17 protein-coding genes, 1 pseudogene and 1 CRISPR repeat array (1 of these 19 running past the window's edge) are annotated in these 24,267 nt (G+C 56.3%); of the genes and pseudogenes, 8 read left to right on the top strand and 10 right to left on the bottom strand.

The window, feature by feature from the left end; translation table 11 throughout:
* Nucleotides 1–997: direct repeats of the CRISPR family, unit length 36 nt; unit sequence GTTGCCGCTGGACCGCTTTTTCTGAACTGCTAGGCT (it extends 1,212 nt beyond the left edge of the window).
* 73 nt (nucleotides 998–1,070) lie between these two features.
* The 4 genes and pseudogenes from cas2 to H0482_RS15800 all read right to left on the bottom strand — a co-directional run.
* Entirely contained in the window at nucleotides 1,071–1,430 is a 360-nt protein-coding gene (gene cas2, locus H0482_RS15815) for a CRISPR-associated endonuclease Cas2 (RefSeq protein WP_230989690.1), read from the bottom strand.
* Nucleotides 1,423–2,364, bottom strand: coding sequence for a type II CRISPR-associated endonuclease Cas1 (gene cas1, locus H0482_RS15810; RefSeq protein ID WP_193731015.1), 942 nt, complete (start codon nucleotides 2,362–2,364; stop codon nucleotides 1,423–1,425). The genes cas2 and cas1 overlap by 8 nt, the downstream gene beginning before the upstream one ends.
* Before the next feature lie 154 nt (nucleotides 2,365–2,518).
* Nucleotides 2,519–5,749 carry a type II CRISPR RNA-guided endonuclease Cas9 gene (cas9, locus tag H0482_RS15805; protein WP_193731014.1) on the bottom strand — a complete coding sequence of 1,077 codons (3,231 nt, stop codon included), beginning with the start codon at nucleotides 5,747–5,749 and terminating at the stop codon, nucleotides 2,519–2,521.
* Between the two features lie 421 nt (nucleotides 5,750–6,170).
* Nucleotides 6,171–6,429: pseudogene (locus tag H0482_RS15800) on the bottom strand (transposase); the annotation flags it as partial.
* A 1,052-nt stretch (nucleotides 6,430–7,481) separates the two neighbouring features.
* Between H0482_RS15800 and H0482_RS15795 the strand changes: the two are divergent.
* Nucleotides 7,482–8,207 (top strand): FkbM family methyltransferase, encoded by a 726-nt coding sequence (locus tag H0482_RS15795; RefSeq protein WP_193731012.1) that lies wholly within the window; start codon nucleotides 7,482–7,484, stop codon nucleotides 8,205–8,207.
* A gap of 143 nt (nucleotides 8,208–8,350) precedes the next feature.
* On the opposite strand, the gene H0482_RS15790 is transcribed toward H0482_RS15795, so the two are convergent.
* Nucleotides 8,351–9,121 (bottom strand): FkbM family methyltransferase, encoded by a 771-nt coding sequence (locus H0482_RS15790; protein ID WP_193731011.1) that lies wholly within the window; start codon nucleotides 9,119–9,121, stop codon nucleotides 8,351–8,353.
* A gap of 65 nt (nucleotides 9,122–9,186) precedes the next feature.
* The gene (locus H0482_RS15785) at nucleotides 9,187–9,900 is read right to left on the bottom strand and encodes a class I SAM-dependent methyltransferase (RefSeq protein WP_193731010.1); all 714 of its coding nucleotides are present in this window, start codon (nucleotides 9,898–9,900) and stop codon (nucleotides 9,187–9,189) included.
* A gap of 394 nt (nucleotides 9,901–10,294) precedes the next feature.
* Here H0482_RS15785 and H0482_RS15780 point away from each other — a divergent pair, with 394 nt between their 5' ends.
* The gene (locus H0482_RS15780; protein WP_230989689.1) at nucleotides 10,295–11,497 is read left to right on the top strand and encodes a sugar transferase; all 1,203 of its coding nucleotides are present in this window, start codon (nucleotides 10,295–10,297) and stop codon (nucleotides 11,495–11,497) included.
* A gap of 6 nt (nucleotides 11,498–11,503) precedes the next feature.
* On the opposite strand, the gene fcl is transcribed toward H0482_RS15780, so the two are convergent.
* Both fcl and gmd read right to left on the bottom strand, forming a co-directional pair.
* Nucleotides 11,504–12,451: a GDP-L-fucose synthase gene (fcl, locus tag H0482_RS15775; protein WP_193731009.1), complete on the bottom strand. Its 948-nt coding sequence runs from the start codon at nucleotides 12,449–12,451 to the stop codon at nucleotides 11,504–11,506.
* A gap of 8 nt (nucleotides 12,452–12,459) precedes the next feature.
* Nucleotides 12,460–13,581, bottom strand: a complete 1,122-nt coding sequence (gene gmd / locus H0482_RS15770; protein WP_193731027.1) for a GDP-mannose 4,6-dehydratase — start codon at nucleotides 13,579–13,581, stop codon at nucleotides 12,460–12,462.
* Nucleotides 13,582–13,851: 270 nt separating this feature from the next.
* Here gmd and H0482_RS15765 point away from each other — a divergent pair, with 270 nt between their 5' ends.
* The 6 genes from H0482_RS15765 to H0482_RS15740 all read left to right on the top strand — a co-directional run bounded on the left by H0482_RS15765 (nucleotide 13,852) and on the right by H0482_RS15740 (nucleotide 21,505).
* Entirely contained in the window at nucleotides 13,852–15,732 is a 1,881-nt protein-coding gene (locus tag H0482_RS15765; protein ID WP_210319210.1) for a polysaccharide biosynthesis protein, read from the top strand.
* Between the two features lie 154 nt (nucleotides 15,733–15,886).
* Nucleotides 15,887–17,635, top strand: coding sequence for an ABC transporter ATP-binding protein (locus H0482_RS15760; protein ID WP_193731008.1), 1,749 nt, complete (start codon nucleotides 15,887–15,889; stop codon nucleotides 17,633–17,635).
* A gap of 53 nt (nucleotides 17,636–17,688) precedes the next feature.
* Nucleotides 17,689–18,525, top strand: coding sequence for an alpha-1,2-fucosyltransferase (locus tag H0482_RS15755; protein WP_193731007.1), 837 nt, complete (start codon nucleotides 17,689–17,691; stop codon nucleotides 18,523–18,525).
* Nucleotides 18,522–19,505: a glycosyltransferase family 2 protein gene (locus H0482_RS15750; RefSeq protein WP_193731006.1), complete on the top strand. Its 984-nt coding sequence runs from the start codon at nucleotides 18,522–18,524 to the stop codon at nucleotides 19,503–19,505. The genes H0482_RS15755 and H0482_RS15750 overlap by 4 nt, the downstream gene beginning before the upstream one ends.
* A 30-nt stretch (nucleotides 19,506–19,535) precedes the next feature.
* The gene (locus H0482_RS15745; RefSeq protein ID WP_193731005.1) at nucleotides 19,536–20,396 is read left to right on the top strand and encodes a glycosyltransferase family 2 protein; all 861 of its coding nucleotides are present in this window, start codon (nucleotides 19,536–19,538) and stop codon (nucleotides 20,394–20,396) included.
* On the top strand, nucleotides 20,393–21,505 hold the full coding sequence (locus tag H0482_RS15740) for a glycosyltransferase family 4 protein (RefSeq protein ID WP_193731004.1): 1,113 nt from the start codon (nucleotides 20,393–20,395) through the stop codon (nucleotides 21,503–21,505). Before H0482_RS15745 ends, H0482_RS15740 begins: the two co-directional genes overlap by 4 nt.
* Here the strand turns inward: H0482_RS15740 and H0482_RS15735 are convergent.
* Both H0482_RS15735 and H0482_RS15730 read right to left on the bottom strand, forming a co-directional pair.
* Nucleotides 21,502–22,689: a hypothetical protein gene (locus tag H0482_RS15735; RefSeq protein WP_193731003.1), complete on the bottom strand. Its 1,188-nt coding sequence runs from the start codon at nucleotides 22,687–22,689 to the stop codon at nucleotides 21,502–21,504. The two genes, H0482_RS15740 and H0482_RS15735, sit on opposite strands and share 4 nt — an antisense overlap.
* Nucleotides 22,686–23,447, bottom strand: a complete 762-nt coding sequence (locus H0482_RS15730) for a hypothetical protein (RefSeq protein ID WP_193731002.1) — start codon at nucleotides 23,445–23,447, stop codon at nucleotides 22,686–22,688. Before H0482_RS15730 ends, H0482_RS15735 begins: the two co-directional genes overlap by 4 nt.
* Nucleotides 23,448–24,267 lie beyond the last annotated feature (820 nt).

Below are 24,267 nucleotides of genomic sequence, written 5' to 3'. Positions count from 1 at the left end.
CTGCTAGGCTATTTCGGCCCACGCCGCTATGTAATGGTCGGTTGCCGCTGGACCGCTTTTTCTGAACTGCTAGGCTAAGAAGCGCCTGAGCAATAGCAGAGCCTCCGTTGCCGCTGGACCGCTTTTTCTGAACTGCTAGGCTCACCTGCTGCGTAGGGTAGAACAGCCAGCCGTTGCCGCTGGACCGCTTTTTCTGAACTGCTAGGCTCGGGGCCGTTAGTGGTCACACGCCCCGACCGTTGCCGCTGGACCGCTTTTTCTGAACTGCTAGGCTATCACTGCGCAGAACCTCATTGGCGAACAGTTGCCGCTGGACCGCTTTTTCTGAACTGCTAGGCTATCACTGCGCAGAACCTCATTGGCGAACATGTTGCCGCTGGACCGCTTTTTCTGAACTGCTAGGCTCCGTTTTTCATGGCGACCAATACCCGTCTCGTTGCCGCTGGACCGCTTTTTCTGAACTGCTAGGCTGCGCAGCAATCACAAGCCGAGAACCAGAACGTTGCCGCTGGACCGCTTTTTCTGAACTGCTAGGCTACGGGATAGCCGTGACGGCGCAAGAGTTTCGTTGCCGCTGGACCGCTTTTTCTGAACTGCTAGGCTGTGAGGGTCCGAGCACCGCTTGAAAGCCGCGTTGCCGCTGGACCGCTTTTTCTGAACTGCTAGGCTCATATAGCGGTTGCCATGGTCATAGGCTCGTTGCCGCTGGACCGCTTTTTCTGAACTGCTAGGCTTCGCTACCCTGGCAGAAGATCACCGACGCCGTTGCCGCTGGACCGCTTTTTCTGAACTGCTAGGCTCCCGCGCCTAACGGCCCCCTGGCTGGCGGCGTTGCCGCTGGACCGCTTTTTCTGAACTGCTAGGCTTGGTCTCCCTCTTCGCCAAGCAAGGACTGGGTTGCCGCTGGACCGCTTTTTCTGAACTGCTAGGCTCGGCCTCCCGGTGCTCGCGCATCCCCTGCGTTGCCGCTGGACCGCTTTTTCTGAACTGCTAGGCTCGATACCGTCCGAACTTCCTAATAATAAAGGGAAATTCGGCGGTGTCGGTGTCTGGAAATGCATGGGGCTGAGTTAAAACAGGGCCAGTTGAGTCGGATTTTTCGTTGGAGAGCGGCGACCTTGGTCGGAGAAACGAACAATGTTTTCGTACTGGCGATCAGTGAATTGAAATACGTATACCTCACCAAATTCGGGTAATTGCGACCCGATCTTTCGGACATAGGATTCAAACTGTTCTTTGCCGTTACAGAAGCGAAGATAGTTGGAAAACTGGCTCATTTCAAACCCAAGATCAAGCAGGGCCATGCGAAACTTGGTGGCGGCATGGCGCTGCGGCTTGGTTTCTACCGGAAGATCGAAAGTAACAAGCATCCACATGAGCTGATATCCGCTGAGGTGAGTATTGCCTGAAGTAGCTTTGAGGTCACGCATTTGGGGAGTTCGTTAGCAGACTGTTAGCATCGAGGACCGCGTTCGCGGGAGTTGGCGGCGGGTTTGGAAGCTCGAGCGCGGCGATGCCGGTTTCAAAGCTCCGGGCCAGGGAGTGGACGAAACGCTGGGTCTGAACCGAGAGGGGCGAGAGGCCGACAGGGCCCGGCAGGTCGAGCGTGGTGATGGCGGCGAGCATAGTTTTGGTCTCGGAGGTGATCTCGGTTTCGCCGCCGCGGACAAGGTCGAGGACCATCTGGTCCACGAGAGGGCGATAAGGCTCCATCAGGTCATCGGCGAGAGCGAAGGCATTGGCGCGATTGGCGTGGAAGACGCCGATGGTAGGATGGAGGCCGGCGGCACAGATCGCGCGGGACAGGGTGGCGCGCAGGACGGTGTAGCCGTAGTTGAGAAGGCTGTTTATGCCGGGGGCGTCTTGATCGCGGTTGAAGTTCGGCCCGAAGAGCAGCTTCCAATAGCGGCGGGCGGCCTGGGCTTCGATATTGTCGGGGTCGCCGGAGCGGACTTTTCGCGCGAGGAGGTCGAAGGCGCCGGCCTCCTGGCCGTTGCGGGCAAGAATGTTGCCCTGCATGCGGATCTTGGACTTGATGATCTGCGACCAGAGTTGCTTGGCGAGCGGGCGGGAGGCGGCGAGCTGGGCCCGCATGCGGGCGCCTTGCAGGTGGTGACCTTCGAGTGGCCAGACCATGGCAGCGGGCGCGTGATTGGTGCCGCATATGACGACGGGAATGCCGCGATCGCTCAGGCGGGTGAAGACGCTGGTGGACCAGAGCGTGCCATGCGCGTGGACGATGAGGGCGGAGATGTCATCGAGCGGAATGCGGCCGCGTTCTTCCGCCCCGAAAGTCACGGTCAAGAAGCCACGATGCACCGCGAGAGAAAGATTGTCGGTTGTGATGTCGACCACGCGTTCCATGGAGCCAAGCGTAGTTGAGCCGCGGATTTGTTGCCAAGGAAGACTTGGGTTAGTGTTAATTGCGGCGCTGACAGCAAAACCTTTTGGGCTATTACAGGCCTTCTTCTCTACCGCTCATGAGGTCGGTGTGCCTGGCGGCTTTGTATCGAAGACATTAGTGGGTAGAGCCTCCCCTTCTTTCCGCCCGACTCTCCCGATCTTGTGGACCCGGATCGAAAAGCTGACCGATTTCGTCCACGCGGACCTGGCGAATTTTCGCTGCCTTCATGGCGCCGGCGGATTTGGCAAAGTATTTGAAGCTGTCATTTGGGTCGGCGTCGCGGGCCTTGAGGGCGCCGCCGTGGCCATTGCCGGCAAAGCTCACCTTGCCAGCGGTGAATTTGACCACGCGACCGATGACCAGGCCATCCTGCGGATGCTCATAGGCAACCATGTCGTTTTGGTGCAGGCTTAGAACGCGGCGGGCGGCTGGGTTTTCGGCATGGACTTTCGATCGCCAGCCAGGCTGGTGGGCGTCGAACATGGAGAGGATTTCCTCGACCCATTTGCCGTTCGGCAATTCCCATACGTCGTAGCGATAATTGGCATCGCCCTTATAGGCCTTATAGGCGCGGCCCTCTGAGTCCCGGACAGGGATGACATTGAGCACTTCGGTGACGCGGACATGCCGGATGCCCTTGTAGTCGTCGCGGTCCCGGAAGCGATCAAGCGCGGTGGCCAAATCCTTGCCGGAAAGACCGGCAATGGCGCCCTGGAGGGCGCTTGCCAACCGCATATCCCGAATGGCTGGAATGTCCTTTTCGGTCAATGACATAAAAGGCTTGCGACGCACGACGACGGGCGTGCCGCGGGCGTCGGTTTGCCCTGTCAAGCCGTAGGCGGTGTCATTGTGCAATTGCCCGGCGGTCTGACCCATGTTTCCTGGGCGCGGCAGGGTGCCATGGTCGGGTTTGTGGCTGACGACGATCCGATCGATGGCAGTCTTGAGGTCGTCGCGGAAGCCCGACCAGGGCGGCTCGATCTTGCCAATGGTCTCCTCAAGCGCCAGGGCTTCGCGGCTGCCAGCAACAGTGGCAATACGTTGGAGCCGCGAGCGGGTGGTCACGCCGACGACGGCAGCGTCGATGGCGTGGTGGCGATGGTCGTTGCGGTTCTTCTGGTTGTGGTCGGCGAGGATAGAATTGAGACCCCACTGGCGGCGGAGCATTTCGGTCATGCGTCCGGTGATGACGCGGACATGATTTCTCCGCGCCAACTCGCCTCTGGCGTCGGGCTCTTCGTCGGGATAGAGCGCCGCCATATATTCGTGGGCGAGGCGCGAAAGATACTGAGTGTCGGTCAATTGCCGGGCGAGGAAGGTTTCCTCATCGGCAAATTTTTTCATCGCCTCTCGTCCGAAGCGCCAACGCTTGTTGAGCGGCAGACGATTGGCGCGTTCGAGAATGTCGTCGTAGCGGGCCTGCCATTGCGGCACGTCGGCGGGAGCGTGGTTGCCCTTCTGGCGGTTGCAGGCGACGTGGCAGACGATGCGATTGGCCTGGCTGTCGTCAAGGGATTTCGACCAGGGCAGGATATGATCGATATCGACTTTACTGGAAAACAGGGTCTCGATATTGATGGGCCTGCCGCAATAGGTGCAGACACGATTTTCAGGTGCACGCTGGTCGAGGTCTTCCCAGAGCTTGAGCAGCACGCGATTGTATCCGGTGTCGGGCACGCCCAATTCCACCAGTTTGGCAGAACGCTGCTCGGCCGCGCGAGTGTTGCGGGCGATCTCGATGTTCTTTTCGCGCTTCTGCTCCTCGTTGAGTTTCAAGTCGCGGGCCAGCTCTATGGCGATCTGATGTGGCTTTCCATAGCGGCGGATCAGGGCGTTTAGCACGCGGCGCAGCTGATTAAGACCGATATGGACGGTGGGATTGGTGATGCGGCCCTTGCGCACATCGTATGGATCGTCCGGCGCCTCGGAGCCGGGCGGGATGCGGCGGGCGATCACCTCTTGATATTTGGGCAGGGAATCGAAACCTTCGCCGCGGGCGAGTAGCGCATGGTCGTAGCCGGCGCGTTCGGCCGCTTCTGCTTCGGGAATGACCTCGTGCTTTAGGTAAGCAAGCATCTCGGTCAGGGCTGTCTCACCGAGGCGCCCATATCCTTCGGGGAGGCGGGCGCCCAGAATGGCGTCTATGCGCTCAGGTGGCATCGCATAGTTCTGTTCGAGCCAGGCGGTCAGTTCTAGGGGGTCCTCGATCGTGCGCAGGGTGTTGATAATGGCCCAGCGCTCTTCGAGCGGCATCGAGAACCAGGACTGGCCGAAGCGGGTCTTGGACGAGAGTTCGGCTGCGACCTCGTCACCCTTCATTTTGATGCGGCTTTCGGTTTCCTTGTTGAAACGGGTGCCTGTGGGCGCGCGGGCGGTCTTGCGCAGAGCCGAGAAATTCGCCTCGCGCTGTGCCTTCAATTGGGTGACAAGGCCATCGCGCTGCTCAAGCGTCAGTTTCTGCGATCGCTGGAAGCGATCGACGAGGGCGAGTTCGTTGACCTCCTTATAGAGTCGGAACTCCTGAAACAGCGGATGGGCGCGAGGCAGGCGCTCTTCATGCGGGTTGAAGCTGCACTTGCCGATTTTTGGCGCTTTGAGGGGGCGCTGGTAAAAAATGATGGTTTCGAGGTGGGCGCGGCGCTCCTCGGTGAGTATGTCGGGATAATGCGCAGCCTGCGCGGTCCAGATGGCGTTGAATTCGTCCTGCAGCATTCGGCGCTCGGGGTAGAAGCCGTAGCCATCTTCGTCGCGACCGTCCTTTCCGGGCACCCGGGAGGGACGAACGCGAACCCATTTGCCGTCCAGACGCTGCTGGTGGAGATACTGGCCTAGGGACTGGCCAGCCAATTTGGTTTCCAGCGCAGCGATGCCTGACGCGATCTTGCCCTGGTCGTTGTCGCGTTTGTCGGTCTTGCGGTTGGATTTGAAACCGCGGCGCTGGTTCAGGTGAAAGAGGACTCGGCCGATATGGCGAAGGGGTAACTTTTCGTCCAGTGCCCGGGCGCGCAGGGCATAAACGTCGGTGGCGACCTGGTCGGCGCGCTTGTCATTGGTTTCGGCAACGAGAGCTTTTTGACCCGCCTTGTCGGCGGGTATCAAGCCGAATTCGACCAGAGTACGAATGACCGCCTTGCGGCGGCGCTTGTAGCGATCATTGCCGCGCGACATGCTGCGGGCGAGGCGGCGCCCCTCGGCAAGCGAGGTGCCGGATTTGGGCTCGCGGCCGTCGGAGAAGATGCGGACGCCCGCGTCGATGATGCGGGTGGGATCGTTGAGCGTGTCGAGTTCGAGAACGCACCAACCAATAGAATTGGTGCCGATATCAAAAGCGAAAGATTTCTGCATTTCGCGCCCCCCAAAGTAGTTTGCGAGACACTGCCGGCAAGATCAATGGCAAATTGATCTTGCCGCTACCGCCCAGCAGTTCGAAGTTGCAGTCCAGCGGCAATTAGGAACTCACCTTTCACTGGATGAAGTCCTAGGCAGTGCTCCCGCTCACGGAGCCACTCCACATATCGTGAAGATCTTCATTCTGCTTTCACGCCAAACGCCCGTAAATTCCGTAGGAACTCTATACTGGACTAGGTACTTTCGCTAACTCCCCCTCGCAGGCCAGACCACGGCTCCGTATTCAACCGCGCTGGGCCTGTCGGGGCGCTAACTCCAGAGTAGCGTGGAGCACGCAGGCCAGTTGGCGAACATGTTTTCAGCTGAGGTCGGAACCCGAGCGGTGCGGATGATGCAGGAGGATGGTGGGGAAAAAGACCACCGCGTCCCGCTTTGCGTCAGGCGTTGCCATTTTTTGCTGCGACATCCTTGAGGATGGCATTGTCCAGCATAGCCTCTTCCAGGAGCTTCTTGCGCCGCATGTTCTCGCCCTCAAGCGTCTTCGGCCGCCTTGCGTCCGACACCTCCGAACCGCCGTATTTGGCCTTCCTCTTGCAAAAGGTCGCATTGCTGATGCTTTGCTTGCGACACAGGCCCGCTGTCCCAAGCCCGGCCTCCTGCCCTTTCAATATCGCGATGGTCTGCTCTTCATTGAAGAGACGTCACGCCCCGCGTCGACCCTCTGTCGGCGGACTCTACCAAAATCCGGAGGAGATCCAGGGGCTCAGGTGACTTCCGAACTTGATCTTTTGCAGAAACAGCACAATACTCGCCTTAGCTGCCTAGCAGTTCAGAAAAAGCGGTCTGGCTGTTAACAAGCTTCGACAGCACCAAATAAGGCGCGTCCTCCGGGGCGCGTTTTTTGTTTGTTGTGCATTTGTCTCTCCGTCTTTGATCTCAATCAGAAATTCCCTTTCAGCAGTCGTGTTTCCTGACCGCAAGCTTCGTTTGCAGGGAAGCGTGCTGCTTTTCGAAAGGTTGGCCAAAGGAGATTGCCAGCAAGATATTGATTTTCTTAGCGCACCCTGACGCGGTTCAAACGTTCGGCCTCTGCCTTCGGAGCGCAAAAGACGTTATTTTACCACTTGGTTATGTTTTTCAACATCATGAAATATAACAGATGTTATTATATAACGGAAGACGATTTCGCCTCTCTTGGTACGCTGTTTTGTCCCAAAACCGTCCCAAAATGCGACTTCTGCCTTCCCGGCAGTGATTTTGCTGGATAAACTGGATGCCGCTGTCCCGGCGGTGATGCGCGACCCTTCTGTTGGCAGGTGTGGCAATGGGCACGACCATTGAGCGCATGTAGAATTCCACGATCCAACGTGCGCAGAAGTAGATGACGCCTTGCTATCGTGGCCAATCGTGCGTAAAAGCGCGGTGGCACAATGGCCGGCGTTATTAGATGTTTGGGCAAGAAACCTTCTAGGTTCACCACGAACCGTCGCCCCTAGCTCCGAATGGCAAGTGCACCCTACAGTTAGTATCTTTTATCCGTAAAACCGGAGGCGACTTGGGGCACAGGTCAGCGCCAACCTTCGATTACCACCCAAAAAGTGTGGCTAGTGTAACGCCGCAAAGCTTGCGGCACATAAAACCATTTGATTGCGAAATAGGATCGCGTAATAGAGGGCCCATTGCAATCGGAACGACCATGGGGCCGGAATGGTGCTATTAGGTGCGCAGCATGGGTAAAGCGCAACTCAACAATCTGAGCCTCATTCTAGCGACCTATAGACGTCTACCCGTTTCGGTTCGAGCGCCCGTAGCGCAGGCGCTTGCAGCATCGCGCGCCGGGGCGCTGATTTCTTACTCAGCTTCTGGCGAAGATCTGCTGCTGGCAGCATGGCTACAAATGGCAGGCGTTCCAAGGCGAGATGTTCGATATCTTGACGTCGGCGCCTCTCATCCGCGTATCCTTAGCAATACATACCTCTTCTATCGAAGCGGGGCGAGCGGCGTTCTGGTCGAGCCAAATAGACATGAAGGACATCTAATTTCTCAGACGCGCCCACGCGACACGCTGTTGGCCGGTGGTGTGGCATTTGACGACCGACGCGACGCCACGCTGTTTGAGTTTACATCATCTGTTTTTAACACATTCGACGAGCAGGCAGCGCGGGATACAATGGCCAACATGCCCACTGAAAAAATCATTGGGAAACGTTCTGTTGCATTGCTTCCTATATCTGAAATTGCTGACAAGTATTTTAAATCGCAGGACTGTCACATCTTGTCGATCGACGCTGAAGGAGTGGATGGAAAGATCCTCGCATCCATTGATTTTACCACGTTCAGGCCATGGTCTATCTGTATAGAAACCGTCACAGCGGAGTCACTGGCACTGCTAAACAATGCCGGTTATACGCTTCTATCTCGAACTCCAAGCAACTCTGTGTTTTGGTCCCGATAAGCGGTGCAGTCGTATCAAATACGATATTGGCGAGCGCAAATAGCACAATTGTGCCCGATCGAGTGCACCGATCAAATTGCTTGGATTAGTGAGATTTAAGAACCCGCCCTACCGACTGCCGGACTCGCTGTAAAAGTCTGAGGTCAATTTCGACCGCGAGTTCTTAGTGCATAAAGCCTGTCAGAAACAAAGTCAGCAGCCAGTTCGTAACCCATCGATTTCAACAGATAGTGCAGATCTTTCGCATTCCTAATGCCAACGTAAGGCGCATCGACCTCTAAATAGATCAGTGTGGGACGCAATTCTCCCAGCCCCAACAACGCTTCGTACTCAGCACCTTGTATGTCCATATGTAATAGACTGATGCTTCCGATACCGAGTTCGGTGGCCACGCTCTCAAGGGAGCGACCAATGACAGTGAGCGGCGTCTCCGCCTGTTTAATATAGCTAAGGTCTACTTTGGACCTCTCGTCAAACTGGTACAGCGACCCTTGCGAAGAAGGTATTCCGTCGATTTCGGTCCGATAAAGCTGCGCATTTTCGTCTTTAGCATGGATTGCACACTCCAACACCTCGACAGCAGTACCAGCCAAGGCCTCTCTCACTAACTTCGCCCGGCCAGGATCAGCTTCAACCGTTATTACCCTCGCCGTTGGGAAAGCGTTTCGAAATCGTTGCGCATCCCCCCCATCAAAACTGCCGATATCTACAATAGTCGATGCAACCACACCTAATTCTGAGAACCAGGCCGGGTTAAACGCCGAGGAGTAGAGTTCTTGACCATTGGGGCCTGTGAAATATCGCTCTGGAAGCGGAGCCGAGTTAACGAGATAGAGTCGATGATGCCCATCAATACTTAAGATGCGCCTTAAGCGCCCTATTACACGCCGTCCTAAGCTTACCATCCCGCCCATAGTTATCGCACTAACACTTCACTGCTTAAATCCAAAGTTCACCGAGTTCGTCCAAGGCCGTGGTCTCATCGGTCGGAGCTGACACGTCTAGCGACCACATTCCAACCGAAACAACCAAGCTCTGTCGACGCAGGGAACTTGCGGCCTTGGCGCTGCATCCACTTGCGGATCAACTGGGACGTCGCAAGCAGGACGCGGTCGACTATCTTAGTGACGATGGAGCGTGGGGAAGAGCGGTAGTTTTTTGCAACATCGACAGCAGTAAAGACTTCCTGACCTACCAAGTCAAAATAATTACCGTTTGGATCGATCCTGACAATCTCATATCCAAGTTTATTGAGATGGAACTCATAAAAGTACCGACTAAAACCCGTGGCATAGTGATATGGCGCAAAGTGCGTCATACTGATAAACGGAGCCGATAAAATCAACACTCCACCGGGCTTCACCAGACGCGAAATCTTTGTCAATGCAGCCACGGGGTCCGGCACGTGTTCGAGCACTTCCGAACAAAGTACAGCGTCAAACCGCCGATCCTCTGGGATGTCCAAAAGATCGCACTTTATGTCGATTGAGGACGTATCCCAACTGTCTGTCTGAAGGCCTTTCCCGTTACCTTTTCCATCGTACTCCGCAAGGTCCTGAGCTAGATATTCCAGGTGCGCGGCATAGGGACGATAAATCCCTTCGCCGGCACCCACATCAAGCAAGCTGCTGCCGCCGGGAAGTTCAGCGATACGACCTTGAACCCAATTCAATCGAAATGCTTTGTTTTCCATAGACAATTATGCGCTCGAAGAATCCTGAAGCCTCTAGATACCATATGCGGGCCGACAGAATGATGTAAGCGTCCTGTATATTCATCACATTGCGGTTGTTAAAGCTGCACTGACAAATTATGGTCCCTCGCAGTTTACGCTATGTTTGCCCCCCTGTAGGCCACCGAAGAATTTCAATCTGATTGAGCAGGTGGCAGTTGCGCTCAGCTTGCTCGGCTACACTTCAAGCTTTTGATGAGCACCGACTAGCCGCTGGAGGTATCACCTGTAGGCGTGTCGTCACCGCCGCGACTGCAAGGCTGCATATCCTTTTCAGATATAGCGACTCGGGCAGTGCCCACTTGCCGCAGACAATATTCACGCCTATCCGTGGCGGTCATGACGGAGGTACGTATTGAAGTTCATTATAACCGGTGCGTCAGGCGCCGTTGGTCGCGGCCTAGTCGCTAAATTTATGTCCAGAGGTGCACAATTGCTCCTTGTCGGCCGCGATCCTTCACGTCTCCAGAAGCTCTTCCCCGGAGTGCAATGCTCAAGCTATGCAGACTTGGCCAAGCGTGCTGCGGGCTACGATGGACTGTTGCACCTTGCCGTTCTCAACAACAACGTTGGCGCGTCCGCGAACAACTTCGTTCAGGTGAATGTGGACCTCACCAAGTCGCTCATGGAGACGGCAAAGGGTGCAGGAATCAAGCGATTCGTCTATGTGTCTACGACCCTTGCCCTAGATGGCCGGAATCATTCGTACTACGCCTCCAGCAAAAGGACAGCTTCCGAGCATGTGCTGGCCGCTGGTGGCATGGAAACTCGAGTGCTCTACCCCTCGGCCATCATCGGCGATCAGCTCACTGGCAGACTAGCAGTGCTGAATTGGGTGGCTCCGCCACTCCGCCACTATCTCCTTTGCTCTTACGGCGCGATCACCCCTGTAGTCTCTCACGCAGCAGTAGTCGACGCTTGCTGGAACGCGCTTAATGCCGGTGATTTTCCAGCAAAGACCGTGGTGACAAGCGATCAAACACGCAACCCTGTTTTCCGATGGGTCAAGCGATGCATCGACGTACTCGTTGCTCTTACGATCCTCGTGCCTTTTTCTTGGCTTCTCCTGACCGTCTGGCTGGGAGTTAGGCTACAGTCACGCGGACCCGGCCTCTTTACTCAGAAAAGGGTAGGGCAAGATGGCCGCATCTTCACTTGTTATAAGTTCAGAACCATGGCGCAGGGCTCGCCAAACGTTGGGACCCATGAGGTCTCTGTCTCCTTAGTAACGCCGCTGGGCAAATGGCTACGCCGCACCAAGTTGGACGAACTTCCGCAAGCAATCAACATCCTGCTCAACCAGATGAGTCTGGTCGGGCCAAGGCCCTCGCTGCCCAATCAGGCCGAGGTGATCGAAGAGCGCCGCAAGCGTGGCGTGCTTGCAGTCAAGCCGGGCATCACCGGCCTTGCGCAAGTGAACAAGATCGACATGAGCCAGCCGGCAACGCTGGCGAAATGGGACGCACAATATATACAGCTGAGATCGCTGCGCCTCGACCTGTCAATCATCGTGGAGACTCTCAAGGGACGCGGTGGCGGGGACGCCATGACGCCGTAGGTCGCCTCAAGCCTCGCGGGCAGCCTCGCGCTGTAAAAACCACTGATACGTCTCAGCAATACCTTCCCCGAGCGCAATACGCGGACCCCATCCCATACCGCGCAGATTATCGGCGCTCATCAGCTTGCGCGGTGTGCCGTCAGGCTTGCTGAGATCGTGCACGATTTCACCTTCGAAACCGACGACTTTGCAAACCAGTTTCGTCAGATCGAGGATGGTGAGGTCGTCGCCCGAGCCGACATTGACGTGTTCATGGCCCGAATAGGTCTTGAGGAGGAAGACCAGAGCGTCGGCGCAGTCGTCGGCATGGAGGAATTCGCGGCGTGGCGTGCCAGTGCCCCAGACCGTGATCGATGATGCTCCGCTCACCTTGGCCTCGTGCGCCTTGCGGATGATTGCCGGCATGACGTGGCTCGAGGTCAGATCGAAATTGTCGCCGGGGCCGTAGAGATTGGTCGGCATGGCCGAAATGTAGTCGCGGCCATACTGCTTGCGATAAGCCTGCGCCAGCTTGATGCCGGCGATCTTGGCGATGGCATACCACTCGTTGGTGGGCTCCAGCGGTCCAGTGAGCAGGCTGCCCTCGGCGATCGGTTGATCGGCAAGCTTTGGGTAGATGCAGGACGAGCCGAGAAACAGAAACTTTTCGACATCGTTGGCATGGGCTGCCGCAACGATGTTGGCCTCAATCATCAGGTTCTCGTAGAGGAACTCGGCCGGGCGCGTGTCATTGGCGAGGATGCCACCCACCTTGGCTGCAGCCATGACGATGGCATCAGGCTTTGCATCGGCCATGAAGGCTTCGACTTCGCTTTGCCGCATCAGGTCCGCTGTCTCGCGACCAGCAGTGATGACCTCGCAGCCCTCCGAGGCCAGGCGCCGCACCACGGCGCTGCCAACCATGCCGCGATGGCCGGCAACCCAGACGCGCTTTCCGTTCAGATCATAGGTCATGGTTGTTCTTAGCCCTCAAAGCTAACAGGCAGATCAAGGCCATGCGATCTGAGCAGCGCAACGCGCCGGGCTGCCCGATGGTCAGCCTCGACCATTTCCCGGCACATGTCGCGCGCTGTGATCTCCGGCGCCCAGCCAAGCTTTTGCTTGGCCTTGCTCGGATCGCCCAAAAGGGTCTCAACTTCCGCGGGGCGGAAGTATTTGGGGTCAATCCGCACAACGACGTCGCCAACCTTGACATTGGGCGCCAGGTCACCCTCGATCGCTACGGCCTTACCGATCTCATCCACACCAGAGCCGAAAAACTCGACCGTGATGCCGAGGTCGGATGCGGCCCAGGTGATGAACTCGCGCACGGAATATTGCTTACCGGTCGCGATGACGAAGTCCTCCGCCACTTCCTGCTGTAGCATCATCCACTGCATGCGCACATAGTCCTTGGCGTGCCCCCAATCGCGCAGCGAGTCGATGTTGCCCATGTAGAGGCAGCTCTCAAGGCCCAAGGCGATATTGGCGAGACCGCGCGTGATCTTGCGAGTCACGAAGGTCTCGCCGCGACGCGGGCTCTCGTGGTTGAACAGGATGCCATTGCAGGCGTACATGCCATATGCTTCGCGATAGTTGACCGTAATCCAATAGGCATAGAGCTTTGCAACCGCATAGGGCGAGCGCGGATGGAACGGGGTGGTCTCGGACTGCGGGGTTTCCTGCACGAGGCCATAAAGCTCGGACGTCGACGCCTGGTAGAACCGGGTCTTCTTTTCCAAACCCATAAAACGGATAGCTTCAAGCAGCCGCAACGCGCCTGTCGCATCCACATCGGCCGTATATTCCGGCGCTTCGAACGACACCGCCACATGCGACTGGGCGCCAAGGTTATAGACCTCGTCCGGCTCGATATCGCGGATCAGGCGCGTGAGGTTTGACGTGTCGGACAGATCGCCATAATGCAGCTTCATCGGCGCATTGCCGACGTGTTGGTCTTCGTAGAGGTGGTCGATACGCTGCGTATTGAACAAGGAGGCTCGGCGTTTGATGCCGTGTACCTCGTAGCCCTTTTCCAGCAAAAGCTCGGTCAGATACGAACCATCCTGACCGGTAATGCCGGTGATCAAGGCCTTTTTTGTCATAGTCGTCCCGAGCAAGTTTTTTTGCGAGATCGTGAAAAGCACCAGGGTGCCTATCAATCTCGGTCATTTGGCGTAGCCTGCTTGTGTCACCGCTTTACCGCAGACGTCAAGCATTGCACAGGCTTCCTGTCCGAGCGACGTTTTGAAGTTGCGTCGTCCGCAGTATTTCTGTCTATCGACTGAAGGAGGTCTTGGCACCAACCTGTCGAGATCACAAGTCAGCTTTGGTGCCCCTCCGGGTGTCAGCAGCCAGTTTCGAGACTGTTAGGCATGTTGAGAGCCGTATCTGCAATCACCAGCCTGCCCCGGCTCTGGAAACGCGTCATCATTCTGTCGTATGATGCCTTCGCCCTCGCAGCAGCTTTGTGGGCGAGCTTTGCCCTGCGCTACGGACAGTGGACGCCGCCGACAACGTGGTTTGACTTCATGTTGATCCTGTCGGCACCGATGGTCGCCATTCCGATCTTCGTACGCTTGGGGCTTTACCGCGCTGTTATCAGATATCTGCCCGAACGCGCTTTGTGGACCACGATCCAGGCAACCACACTCGCTACACTCTGCTGGATCCTGGTGATTTTCCTGTCGCAGATTTCGTTGAACTATGTCGTTCCTCGCTCGGTGCCGATCCTTTATTGGGCTCTGGCCACCATCACAATCGGCGGCAGCCGCTTCATCGCCAAAAGACTGCTCTGGCCCAACAGCGCGAGCCGGAAGCAGAGCAAGCCCATTGCCATCTATGGGGCCGGCGAAGCAGGCGCTCAGCTAGCAAGCGCGCTTCGTCGACAGGGAACGTATCGCATCGTGGCTTTCCTTGATGATAGCCAAGCGCTGCATGGTCGCGATGTCGCCAGCATCCGGGTGTTCCCGCCCTCGGCCGTGCCTATGCTTGCTGCGCAATATGGTGTGGAAGAGATTATCCTCTCGATCCCGACGCTAAAGGCCGCGCGCCAGCGTGAAATTGTGGCCTCCATCGGCGGCCAGGGCGTGAAAATCCGGACGGTGCCACCGGTCACCGACCTGGTGGACGGTCGCTATCTGGTCAGCCAGATACGCGAAATCGACATCGACGATTTGCTTGGCCGCTCCTCGGTGCCCCCCGCCCCTGAGCTTCTTCGCGCGATGATCACCGGCAAGACCATCATGGTTACCGGCGCCGGCGGCTCGATTGGCTCTGAACTCTGCCGCCTGATCGTCAAGCTCGATCCAGAAAAGCTCATTCTCTTCGAAGCCAACGAGTTCGCGCTCTACAATATCGAAAGAGAGTTGCGCGGTGATCCGCTGCCCAAAGTGGTTCCAGTTTTGGGATCGATTGTCGACCGGCAACGCATCGATATGTCAATGGCGCTCTACAATCCCGATGTCGTGTTCCACGCCGCGGCACACAAGCATGTACCGTTGATCGAGGCAAATGCGCTCGAAGGAATCCGCAATAATGTCATGGGGACGAGTATCGTAGTCAATGCGGCTTATGCCCATGGCGTCTCGACCTTTGTACTTATTTCCTCCGATAAGGCCGTGCGTCCTACCAATGTCATGGGTGCAACCAAACGCTGGGCAGAACTAATCGTCGCCGAAACGGCAGCGAAGGCCGCGTCCGCGGGAACGGGCCAACGATTCACCGCTGTACGCTTTGGTAACGTGCTCGGCTCCAACGGCTCGGTGGTACCCTTGTTCAAGGAGCAGATCGCCAAGGGCGGACCAGTGACCCTAACTGACCCGACCATGACCCGCTACTTCATGTCCATCCATGAAGCATCAGAGCTGATCGTCCAGGCGGGCGCACTATCACAAGGGGGCGACATCTTCCTGCTCGACATGGGCGAACCGGTGCTGATTCGCGAACTGGCCGAGAACATGATCCAGCTCGCTGGATTTGCCGTACGGAGTACCGACAATCCTGATGGCGATATCGAAATCGTCATTACGGGCAAACGCCCCGGCGAAAAGATGTTCGAAGAACTGTTCTACGACGATGATGTTGTGGAATCGACCGATCACCCTAAGATCCGCCGTTCGCCGAAGGAAATTTCGATTGCGATCGCGGACCCTCTTACTGAGCTCCTAAGGTATGTCGACACACAAGACGATCGGTGTGCCCGCAAGTGCCTCTTTGGTGTAATCAGCGCCGCGTCCGAAAGGTCCAACGGCTAGGCGGCATTTCTACTAGACGACACGTTCCATGGCAGCTAGACCGCGACTAGAGTGTACCGAACTGTCAGGGATTGCGAAGGATCGATGCGCAGTTGATGTATTTTCGATGACGATGAACGGCTCAGATCAACTTCGCGAATCGAGGCAAGGCGCTATGAACGCCGTTGCCGCCTTCTGGCTGCGGTTGCCGCAGCGGCGTCGCCGCCAATTTTATGGGCTGATCGGCCTGTCGCTCATTGCGTCCGTGGCTGAAGTCACAAGCCTCGCGATGTTGTTTCCATTGCTGCTTCTCCTCTCGTCTCCACATAAGGCAATGGATAGTGACCTTCTCCGGTCCGTAGCCACTGTTCTAGGGATCACAGAAACTGAGCACTTGGTGCTCGCGGCCCTCTTCACCTTTGTAGCTGCCGCGCTTGCCGCTGGCAGCATCCGGTGGATCGTTATGGCGTTTAATAACAACTATTCGTTCGGTCTTGCCGCTGAGTTAAGCGAGCGAACTTATCGCAAAAGTCTGCTGCAGCCGTACTCCGTCCAACTGCAACGAAACTCCAGCACTATCATCGATGGTGTCATGAACAAGACGATGGCCGTTGCTAGCAACGTGATCGCTCAAATCCTTACACTCATGACCTCTGTTGTAGTTGGGATGAGCATTCTTGTAACTCTACTGATCACGGACCCAACTGTAGCAGCAATCACCGGTATCACTTTTGCCACCATCTACACATCAATTACCATTGCCGTGCGTAGTAGGCTCCGAAACAATGCAGAGACGATTGCCCGCGAATCGGGGCGCGCCATTCGTGCATTGCAGGAGGGGCTAGGCAGTATTCGTGACGTTCTGATTGATGGCTCTCAAGAGACCTTTACCCATATTTTTCGAAGCTCCGACCGCTCTCTCAAGACAGCCATGAGTCGTAATGCCATCATTGCAGGCTCGCCCAGGTTCATAGTCGAAACGCTCGGCATGATCCTTATCGCTACGCTTGCTTTTTTTCTGACGCGTGCCGATGGCGGCATGGGTTCTGCCATTCCGACATTGGGTGTACTGGCACTGGGTGCTCAACGTCTTCTGCCCATGCTTCAGCAAAGTTACGCTGCCATCGCCACAATCAGAGGCAATGAGACATCAATTTGGAACGTCATCGAGTTGCTAGATCAGCCCGATGGCCCAGCACAGTCTATAACAAGCGTGCTGTTCGATAAAGAAATCCGACTTTCAGCTGTTGGATTTCAATATCCCACCGCCAGCGCAGCGGTACTTCATAACATGACCCTGACAATCCCCAAAGGATGCCGGTACGGGTTTTATGGCCCAACAGGAGGGGGGAAAAGCACGACGCTCGACATAATCATGGGCCTTCTAGAACCGAGCAGCGGCCAGATCCAAGTCGATGGCCTAAGCATCACCGGACAGCACCACAAGGCTTGGCGCGCGCATATCGCACATGTTCCCCAAGCTATCTATCTTTCCGATAGCACCATTGCTGAAAACATTGCCTTTAGCAGCAAGCGTGACGAAATCGATATGGATCGGCTTCGGGCGGCGGCACGGTCCGCGCAGATCGCTGATACAATCGAAAGTTGGCCCGACGGCTATGATACGCTTGTTGGCGAACGCGGCCTGCGTATATCAGGAGGGCAGCGACAGCGTATCGGCGTCGCGCGCGCCCTCTACAAGCAGGCCGATCTCATTATCCTAGATGAGGCCACGAGTGCCCTCGACAACCAGACCGAGAGCGCGCTGATCGAGGCGATTGAGGCGCTCGGCTCGGATATCACCGTTATCATGGTAGCACACCGCCTGACCACTCTTAAGAACTGTGACACCTTGGTTGAGATCGAAGGCGGTCGCGTAAAGCGCATGGGGCGCTACGAGGATGTATTCACAACAGATGGGTGAATGCACCGATAAGCGCATTCAATAAATAGGTATAGTTACGGCGGACACAAACCATGATATCAGTGCAACTAACGGGCGGCTTGGGAAACCAAATGTTTTCCTACGCCGCCGCCCTCAGCGCCGCCACCAGATTAAGGACTGATCTCGGAATCATCCGCGAAAGAAATGTGCCTGATAGACCTTACTTACTCGACAAGTTGCAAGTTCCGCAGAATTTTGTATCACCAGCTTTCGCACGCGGTAGGTTCTCTCGCCGAATTTCGCGCCTCCTAGACCGACGGACTTATCGTGAACCGTCGTTTTTCTATGACGAAAAATTCAATAGGATTCCTGACGGAACTACTATCGAAGGCTATTTTCAAAGCTGGAGATACTTCGATGGCGTTGACTCTGAAGTGAGAAACCATTTCTCGATCAAAGAAAAACTTGATGGTATGAATGCGTTATTGGCCGAGCGCATCCAGGGCACATCAAACGCAATTTCGCTACATGTTCGTAGAGGAGACTACCTCAAGCCTGCCCATGCTGGGACCCATGGCGTCTTGTCTATAGAATATTACAGACGGGCGGTAGGTTATATCAAAGCCTTTGTACCAAACGCGACGTTCTTCGTGTTTTCCGACGACATGGATTGGGCGGCCCAAAACATCGTGCCAAATTACCCAGCGGTTGCCGTAGTGGGAAACAACAACAAACCTTGGGCAGACATGGCTTTGATGTCTCTCTGCAATCACCACATCATTGCCAACTCTAGTTTCAGCTGGTGGGGCGCATGGTTAAATGCCAAGCAGGATAAGAAAGTAATAGCTCCCCGCCAGTGGTTCTCTGAAGGCGCAATGCGTCGTAATAATACATGTGATTTATATCCTGCCGATTGGTGCCTGTTATGAACAATCCGACAGATAGAACGACTTGGTGGATAGATGTCGCCATTCCACTGCACAATAAAGGACCATTCATAGAAAAGACCATTCGGTCGGCACTAAGCCAGTCATTACGAGTTCAAGCAGTATATGTTGCCGATGACGCATCTACCGATGATGGGGCAGAAATTGTTGCTCGCATCGCGATGGAGGATCCACGTGTCAAATTGATTCCATCTCCTACGGGCGTAGCAAGTGGCGAGTGTGCAACACGTAATCGCGCCCTGCATGCCGGCCAGTCAGAGTTCGTGGCATTCATCGATGCTGATGATTGGTGGGAGCCGAACTACCTGCAATCTCAAGTGTCATTTTTTACCACAGATGAGATCGGCCTTGTCCATTGCTCAGGCAGAATAGTTGACGGCATCACGGAGCAGAAGAAATTTGACATGATTCCTGGACCACTGCCGGAACCAGACAATCAATTCGATGAAGTACGACTTGAACGTTATTGGGTAGGTTGCCCATCAGCGGTTATTGTGCGACGCCGCATTTTTGATGTCGCAGGGGATTTCCCGGAACATCTCAGTTTCGGCGGCGATTGGGACATGTGGGCTAGAATAGCCGGCGTGACTAGGTTCGCACAAAACGTTGAGCCTCTTGCCAATATCCGTGTACTCCAAACGTATTCCAGAACGCGTTCCAAAATTGACAAATACATAATGTGGCTTAACGTTTACGACAGATGGTCTGCTGATGACGTATTTGTACGTAAGGCCACTGATTATGCACGCAGATACCTTCTGGGGCCCCAGTTGTCAGCGATCATGGATCCGTACAAGCTGTTTATCGATCTACCCAGACGAGTTCGCAACGAGGGCGGCATCGTCGGATCCAAAATGTTTCCAAGCTACGCTAGTTATTTAATTTCTATACTGACAATTCCTTGGCGTGGTTTTTTAGGGCTACTGAGGCGCCTCGATAGAGCTTGGCGCCGCGCGTCGTGACATCTACTATATGTTAATTCCGTGTGCTCTTTGATTACCATTGCCATGCCCGTTTTTAATGGTGGGCACTTGTTGCGTATCGCGCTTGATTCCATACTGCTGCAAACTTTTCAGGACTGGGAACTCCTCCTGATCGATGACGGCTCCACAGATGGGGCCGTAAACGCACTGCCGGCCGATCTTGATCCACGTATCCGCGTTTTTAGTGATGGTCGCAATCTCGGTCTAGCGTCACGCCTCAACCAAGCGATCGATCTCGCCCGTGGTCGCTATTTTGCCCGCATGGATCATGACGACGTGTCCCATCCCGAACGTCTCGCTCAGCAGGTAGCCTATCTCGAGGCGAATCCACGCACCGACCTGCTCGGCACCAAATGCGTTGCCATATCGGAAAACGACCGCATTTTGGGCGAATTCCCCTTCCGTTCCAGCCATGCCAGCATCTGCGCAAGACCCTGGCTGGGCTTCTACCTGCCCCATCCTAGCTGGATGGGGCGCACGGACTGGTTCCGGGAGCATCGATACGCCGAACCCGCCCCTTTCCGGTGCGAGGACCAGGAGCTCCTCCTCCGGGCCCATGCAGACAGCACTTATCATGGTCTGGACAGCTCACTTTTGGCCTATCGCCTGCGAGACAAGGTGTGCCTCCGGACGATCCTGCGTACGAGACTGGCCTTGGCAGGTACACAATGGCGCTACTTCGTCACGCGCAAGGACTGGTGCGGTTTGACAGCGGCCTCTGTCGTGACGGCGCTGCGCATGGCAAAGGACATTTGCCTTCCTGGCTCGACTGGCGTCAAATCCGAAGTTGCCGGTGGAGTCAGTGAAAGTGAACGCCGCCGGTGGCGCGACTGGCTCGCCCTCCTACAGACTTCGGGCATCAGCCGGTGAAGGTCGCTCTGGTTGGTAACCAGGCCTTTGGCCTCCTCAACTTCCGCGCTGCGCTGATTCAGCGCCTGGTGCGGGATGGCCATGAGGTTACAGCGCTGGTGCCGGACTATACGGCGTCGAGCCGGGCTGCAGTTGTGGCCCTTGGCGCGACGCCAATGGATCACAGCATCAGCCGTAACGGCGTGAACCCGCTGCGGGACTTCCGAGCAACCTGGCAACTCAGACAAACGCTCCGTCGCATCGCGCCCGATGTCGTCCTGTCCTACACGGTCAAACCCGTGGTCTTTGGCACGTTGGCAGCTTGGCTCGCCGGTGCCAAGCGCCGTTTTGCGCTGATCGAAGGACTAGGCCACGCGTTCATCCACAGCGAAACCCTCAAGCAGCGCCTGCTGCAGGGATTTGTTTCGTCGCTTTATCGGGTCGCACTGGGGCGTGCCGACCGGACGCTGTTTCTCAACCGGGATGACGAGACCGAATTCACTCGGCGCAGCATAGTTCCTCCCGGTCGGTCCGTGGTCGTGGGCACGATCGGTGTCGACCTCAGGCAATGGCGTGCCGCGCCGCCGGTATCCGACCCCGTCACCTTCCTTTTCATCGGACGATTGCTTTTTGAGAAAGGCGTTGCCGAATTTGTGGAAGCGGCGCGGCAAGTTCGCCGCGACTTCCCCGCTACACGTTTCGTCCTCGTCGGCGATGTTGACACCAATCCCAGCAGCATTGACCGGGAGACCGTGCTGGATTGGGTCGCGTCAGGTTTGCTGGATTGGCCAGGCCATACCGACGTCAGGCCGTGGATCGCCCGGTCGAGCGTGTTCGTTCTGCCATCCTACCGCGAAGGCTTTCCACGAGCCACGCAGGAAGCCATGGCAATGGGACGCGCTGTTATCACGACTGACGTGCCCGGCTGCAGGGAGACAGTCATCGAGGACAACAACGGCTTCCTCGTACCACCACGGGACGCCGTCGCGCTGGCTACCGCAATGCGACATTTCCTAGAGCGACCGGAGCTCATCGACATGATGGGACGAAAGAGCCGTGAAGTTGCAGAGAAACGCTTCGATATCGAGCGGGCCAATGACCGCATTCTTGCAGCCATGGGTATGGCCTAAATCTCCGCAAGTGGCGGCAACATCCCGCCCCAGGCAAAGACTATTGGCAGAAAGATCGCGGCAGGAACGCCGACATACCGGCCAAGCAAGCTATCCGACAATCCGAGCGTCAATGGGAAGATCAGCGGCATCATATAGCGCGGCTGGACGAAGGTGCCGTAGGTGACGCCCAGCACCACGACAATCGTGATGAGCGCCAGCATGCTCCTCGATACATCATTGCTTAGAGCGTTCCGAACGCTCCACATCAGCCCACACAACAATACAGCACCGAACTGCCAATAACCGAAGCCTAGCAGGTACCAACCGCCGCGCACGTCTGCCATTTGCGGACGCAATGCTAGGTTCACCGCATTTCCAACGAGGCGAGCAGCATAAGCCGCGATATCGCCAAGCGCGCTGAATTTATCTCCTGCAATTACTGAACCGATCTGCACATTGCGCTGCAGCGACGCATCCACTGCTGACATGTCTGTAATGGGAAAAGCTAGAAACAACAGCAGGAGAAAGAAGGTGGAGATGACGCCGCCCGAAACAAAAGCGAAGCGACGCGATAGCGCAACGATCAGCACCATGCCTAGGATCAGCGCATAGCCGTCGCGAAACCAGTAACTAAGAAAAATCGCGCTCATGACAAGCAGCCACTTGCCGTGGAGCAAGCCCCACAATCCTGCAGTCGTCAGCAGAATCAGTGGAATCTCTTTATTCGGATAGAACAAACATGCGATCAGGTAGACATTGGTCGCGACAATGGATAGCGCGATAAACCAGGCTCCTGTCTGCCGCTCTTCATGCACGACCCGCTTTAGAATGGAGTGGAAGAGCGTGGCTGCAACGGCCAGCATCACTACATTTGCCGTGACGGCATAGACGCTGCCCCAGACCGTAACGGGAAAATAGACGAGAACCGTCCCGAGGAAAGTACGGATATTGGGAATGTGCTGCCAGCCGATGGTCCAAGCCAGATGCACTGACGTTTCTAGACTTATGGCGTCCGGAACTGTGAATCCCGAGAAGCCAAGACCCGCCATCTGAGCCCACTGCGTCTTAAGCAGCAAAGCAGGGAAGGCCGAGAGGCCAAAAGCCACAAGAGCCAGAAGAAAGGCTGCAGTCGAAGACAAGTGTCCAATCCGCAGATTGGAACGCGGCACGTCTCGAACCGCCTCCGCAGACCAGACAATCATACGCGGTCTCGCCGCCGTTCAGCAGCCAGGCGCAGACCGTCTTGGGTGAAGGCAACAAACAGCACCGCCAGCAACCCGCCGATCGCCGCAACGATTGGATACCGCACCCATCGCAGGTTCGACCTGCCCGACGGCGTTTCCGGCGGACTGACTACCACAAGTGGCCCGCTTCCGCGTTGGCGCAGGTCTTGCGCTTGCTCATCTAGACTTGCAAGTGCCGAAACGAGCGCGGCGGCCGAATTGGCCCTGGCCACCGCGTCGCTCGGACCAGCGGGGGGTGATTGGTCAAAATCTGCAAGGTAGCTCATGAGCAAATCCCGCTGCTCGGCAATTTGTTGGGCCGCCAGCGCGGTTTGCTGGTCGAACTCTTCTACCGCCTCGGCAAAGTCAACGAGCGCCGTTTGCGCAAATTTCTGCCCGTCTGTTCCGGGAGCGGCATCTACCATGATCCTGAGGGTCCGATAGACCGGCGCAGACAAGTCTGGAATATCTTCGCCGGAAACAAGAAACTTGTTGTCGCCGCTTGGTGTGTCGACAACTGAACGGATAAGTCTTTCGGCTGGGTCGGACGTGAAGGCAGCAGCCGGAAAACGCACCGTCGCCTGTGTTCGGTTGGCCGGGCTAGGCGCCTGAGTAACAAATGTTCCTATACCCACCAGCAGGGCAGCCATGACCGGTACAAACGAGAGCCAGCACCAGACGCCCTTGACGACGCGCAGGATGTCCAAAAGATCATAGCTGCGCTCGGTCTCAGACACTTGGTGCACCTGTGCGTCGTTGGGGGAAGCGTAGAATAGCGTCCACTTTCCGGATGAAGAAGCGAATCGTCACCCAGATCCGCGACAATCGCTGTATGATCACGTTGCACTATTCACGTATAAAACGTCATGCCCACACATTGATATCCACAGTCTCTACATACCGCTCCACCACGCTGATCGATTGCCAGCCCCTGCCCGCATGATCGGCAGCAGTTGCACTCCGTTGATCCTTAGTTGCTGAGCCACTCCGACGTAGTGAGTGGCCGGATATCCCGAACACCTCCTCCGCCGTGAATCCTGCCCGCGTTGCCAGCTTCTTGAGTATCCGCGTCAATGCCATCGGGTTCATGAACCAGTTAGTGTCGAACTTTCCATAGACCGGGCGGAGCAGTGGACCTCCCTCGATCCGCGCAGCTTCGATCCATCGCATTAGGCTTCCAATGCACCCGCGGTTAGGTGCGCTATGCGCCCTGCTCCTTCGGGATCGTGGATTTGGCCAAGTCGCGGTCGCAACAACCCCAGCAGCGGTGGCGACCGGTTTCAGATCCATCGTCGAGACACGGAAGCCTTAACGCTTAAAGCTTAGTTAAAACATAATCCGAATGTGCGCGGGTTCAACAAGGTTTGCGGGATTTCAGGTGCTCTCGCCGACGTCCGGCCCTGCCTAGCTGGTTTTCAGCTAATCCCGCCAAATCCCATCTGCCCCCGGCAAATGTCATTCCCTGGGAACCATCCAATAACGCTTCAAATTGTTCAATCGGCTAAACCTACTTGGAGACCGAATGTCCACGATCTGGAGTATGGACTTTCGTCGGCA

The sequence above is a fragment of the Devosia faecipullorum genome, from assembly GCF_015158295.1.
Taxonomy (GTDB): domain Bacteria; phylum Pseudomonadota; class Alphaproteobacteria; order Rhizobiales; family Devosiaceae; genus Devosia; species Devosia faecipullorum.
This window is presented reverse-complemented; position numbering and strand designations above follow the sequence as displayed.

What these genes read in the sequence shown, in the direction of transcription:
- cas1 (WP_193731015.1), bottom strand. Translation starts at nt 2,364, where the DNA reads ATGGAACGCGTGGTCGACATCACAACCGACAATCTTTCTCTCGCGGTG.
- H0482_RS15735 (WP_193731003.1), bottom strand. Translation starts at nt 22,689, where the DNA reads ATGATTGTCTGGTCTGCGGAGGCGGTTCGAGACGTGCCGCGTTCCAAT.
- gmd (WP_193731027.1), bottom strand. Translation starts at nt 13,581, where the DNA reads ATGACAAAAAAGGCCTTGATCACCGGCATTACCGGTCAGGATGGTTCG.
- cas9 (WP_193731014.1), bottom strand. Translation starts at nt 5,749, where the DNA reads ATGCAGAAATCTTTCGCTTTTGATATCGGCACCAATTCTATTGGTTGG.
- H0482_RS15790 (WP_193731011.1), bottom strand. Translation starts at nt 9,121, where the DNA reads ATGGGCGGGATGGTAAGCTTAGGACGGCGTGTAATAGGGCGCTTAAGG.
- cas2 (WP_230989690.1), bottom strand. Translation starts at nt 1,430, where the DNA reads ATGCGTGACCTCAAAGCTACTTCAGGCAATACTCACCTCAGCGGATAT.
- fcl (WP_193731009.1), bottom strand. Translation starts at nt 12,451, where the DNA reads ATGACCTATGATCTGAACGGAAAGCGCGTCTGGGTTGCCGGCCATCGC.
- H0482_RS15765 (WP_210319210.1), top strand. Translation starts at nt 13,852, where the DNA reads ATGTTGAGAGCCGTATCTGCAATCACCAGCCTGCCCCGGCTCTGGAAA.
- H0482_RS15795 (WP_193731012.1), top strand. Translation starts at nt 7,482, where the DNA reads ATGGGTAAAGCGCAACTCAACAATCTGAGCCTCATTCTAGCGACCTAT.
- H0482_RS15785 (WP_193731010.1), bottom strand. Translation starts at nt 9,900, where the DNA reads ATGGAAAACAAAGCATTTCGATTGAATTGGGTTCAAGGTCGTATCGCT.
- H0482_RS15755 (WP_193731007.1), top strand. Translation starts at nt 17,689, where the DNA reads ATGATATCAGTGCAACTAACGGGCGGCTTGGGAAACCAAATGTTTTCC.
- H0482_RS15750 (WP_193731006.1), top strand. Translation starts at nt 18,522, where the DNA reads ATGAACAATCCGACAGATAGAACGACTTGGTGGATAGATGTCGCCATT.
- H0482_RS15760 (WP_193731008.1), top strand. Translation starts at nt 15,887, where the DNA reads ATGAACGCCGTTGCCGCCTTCTGGCTGCGGTTGCCGCAGCGGCGTCGC.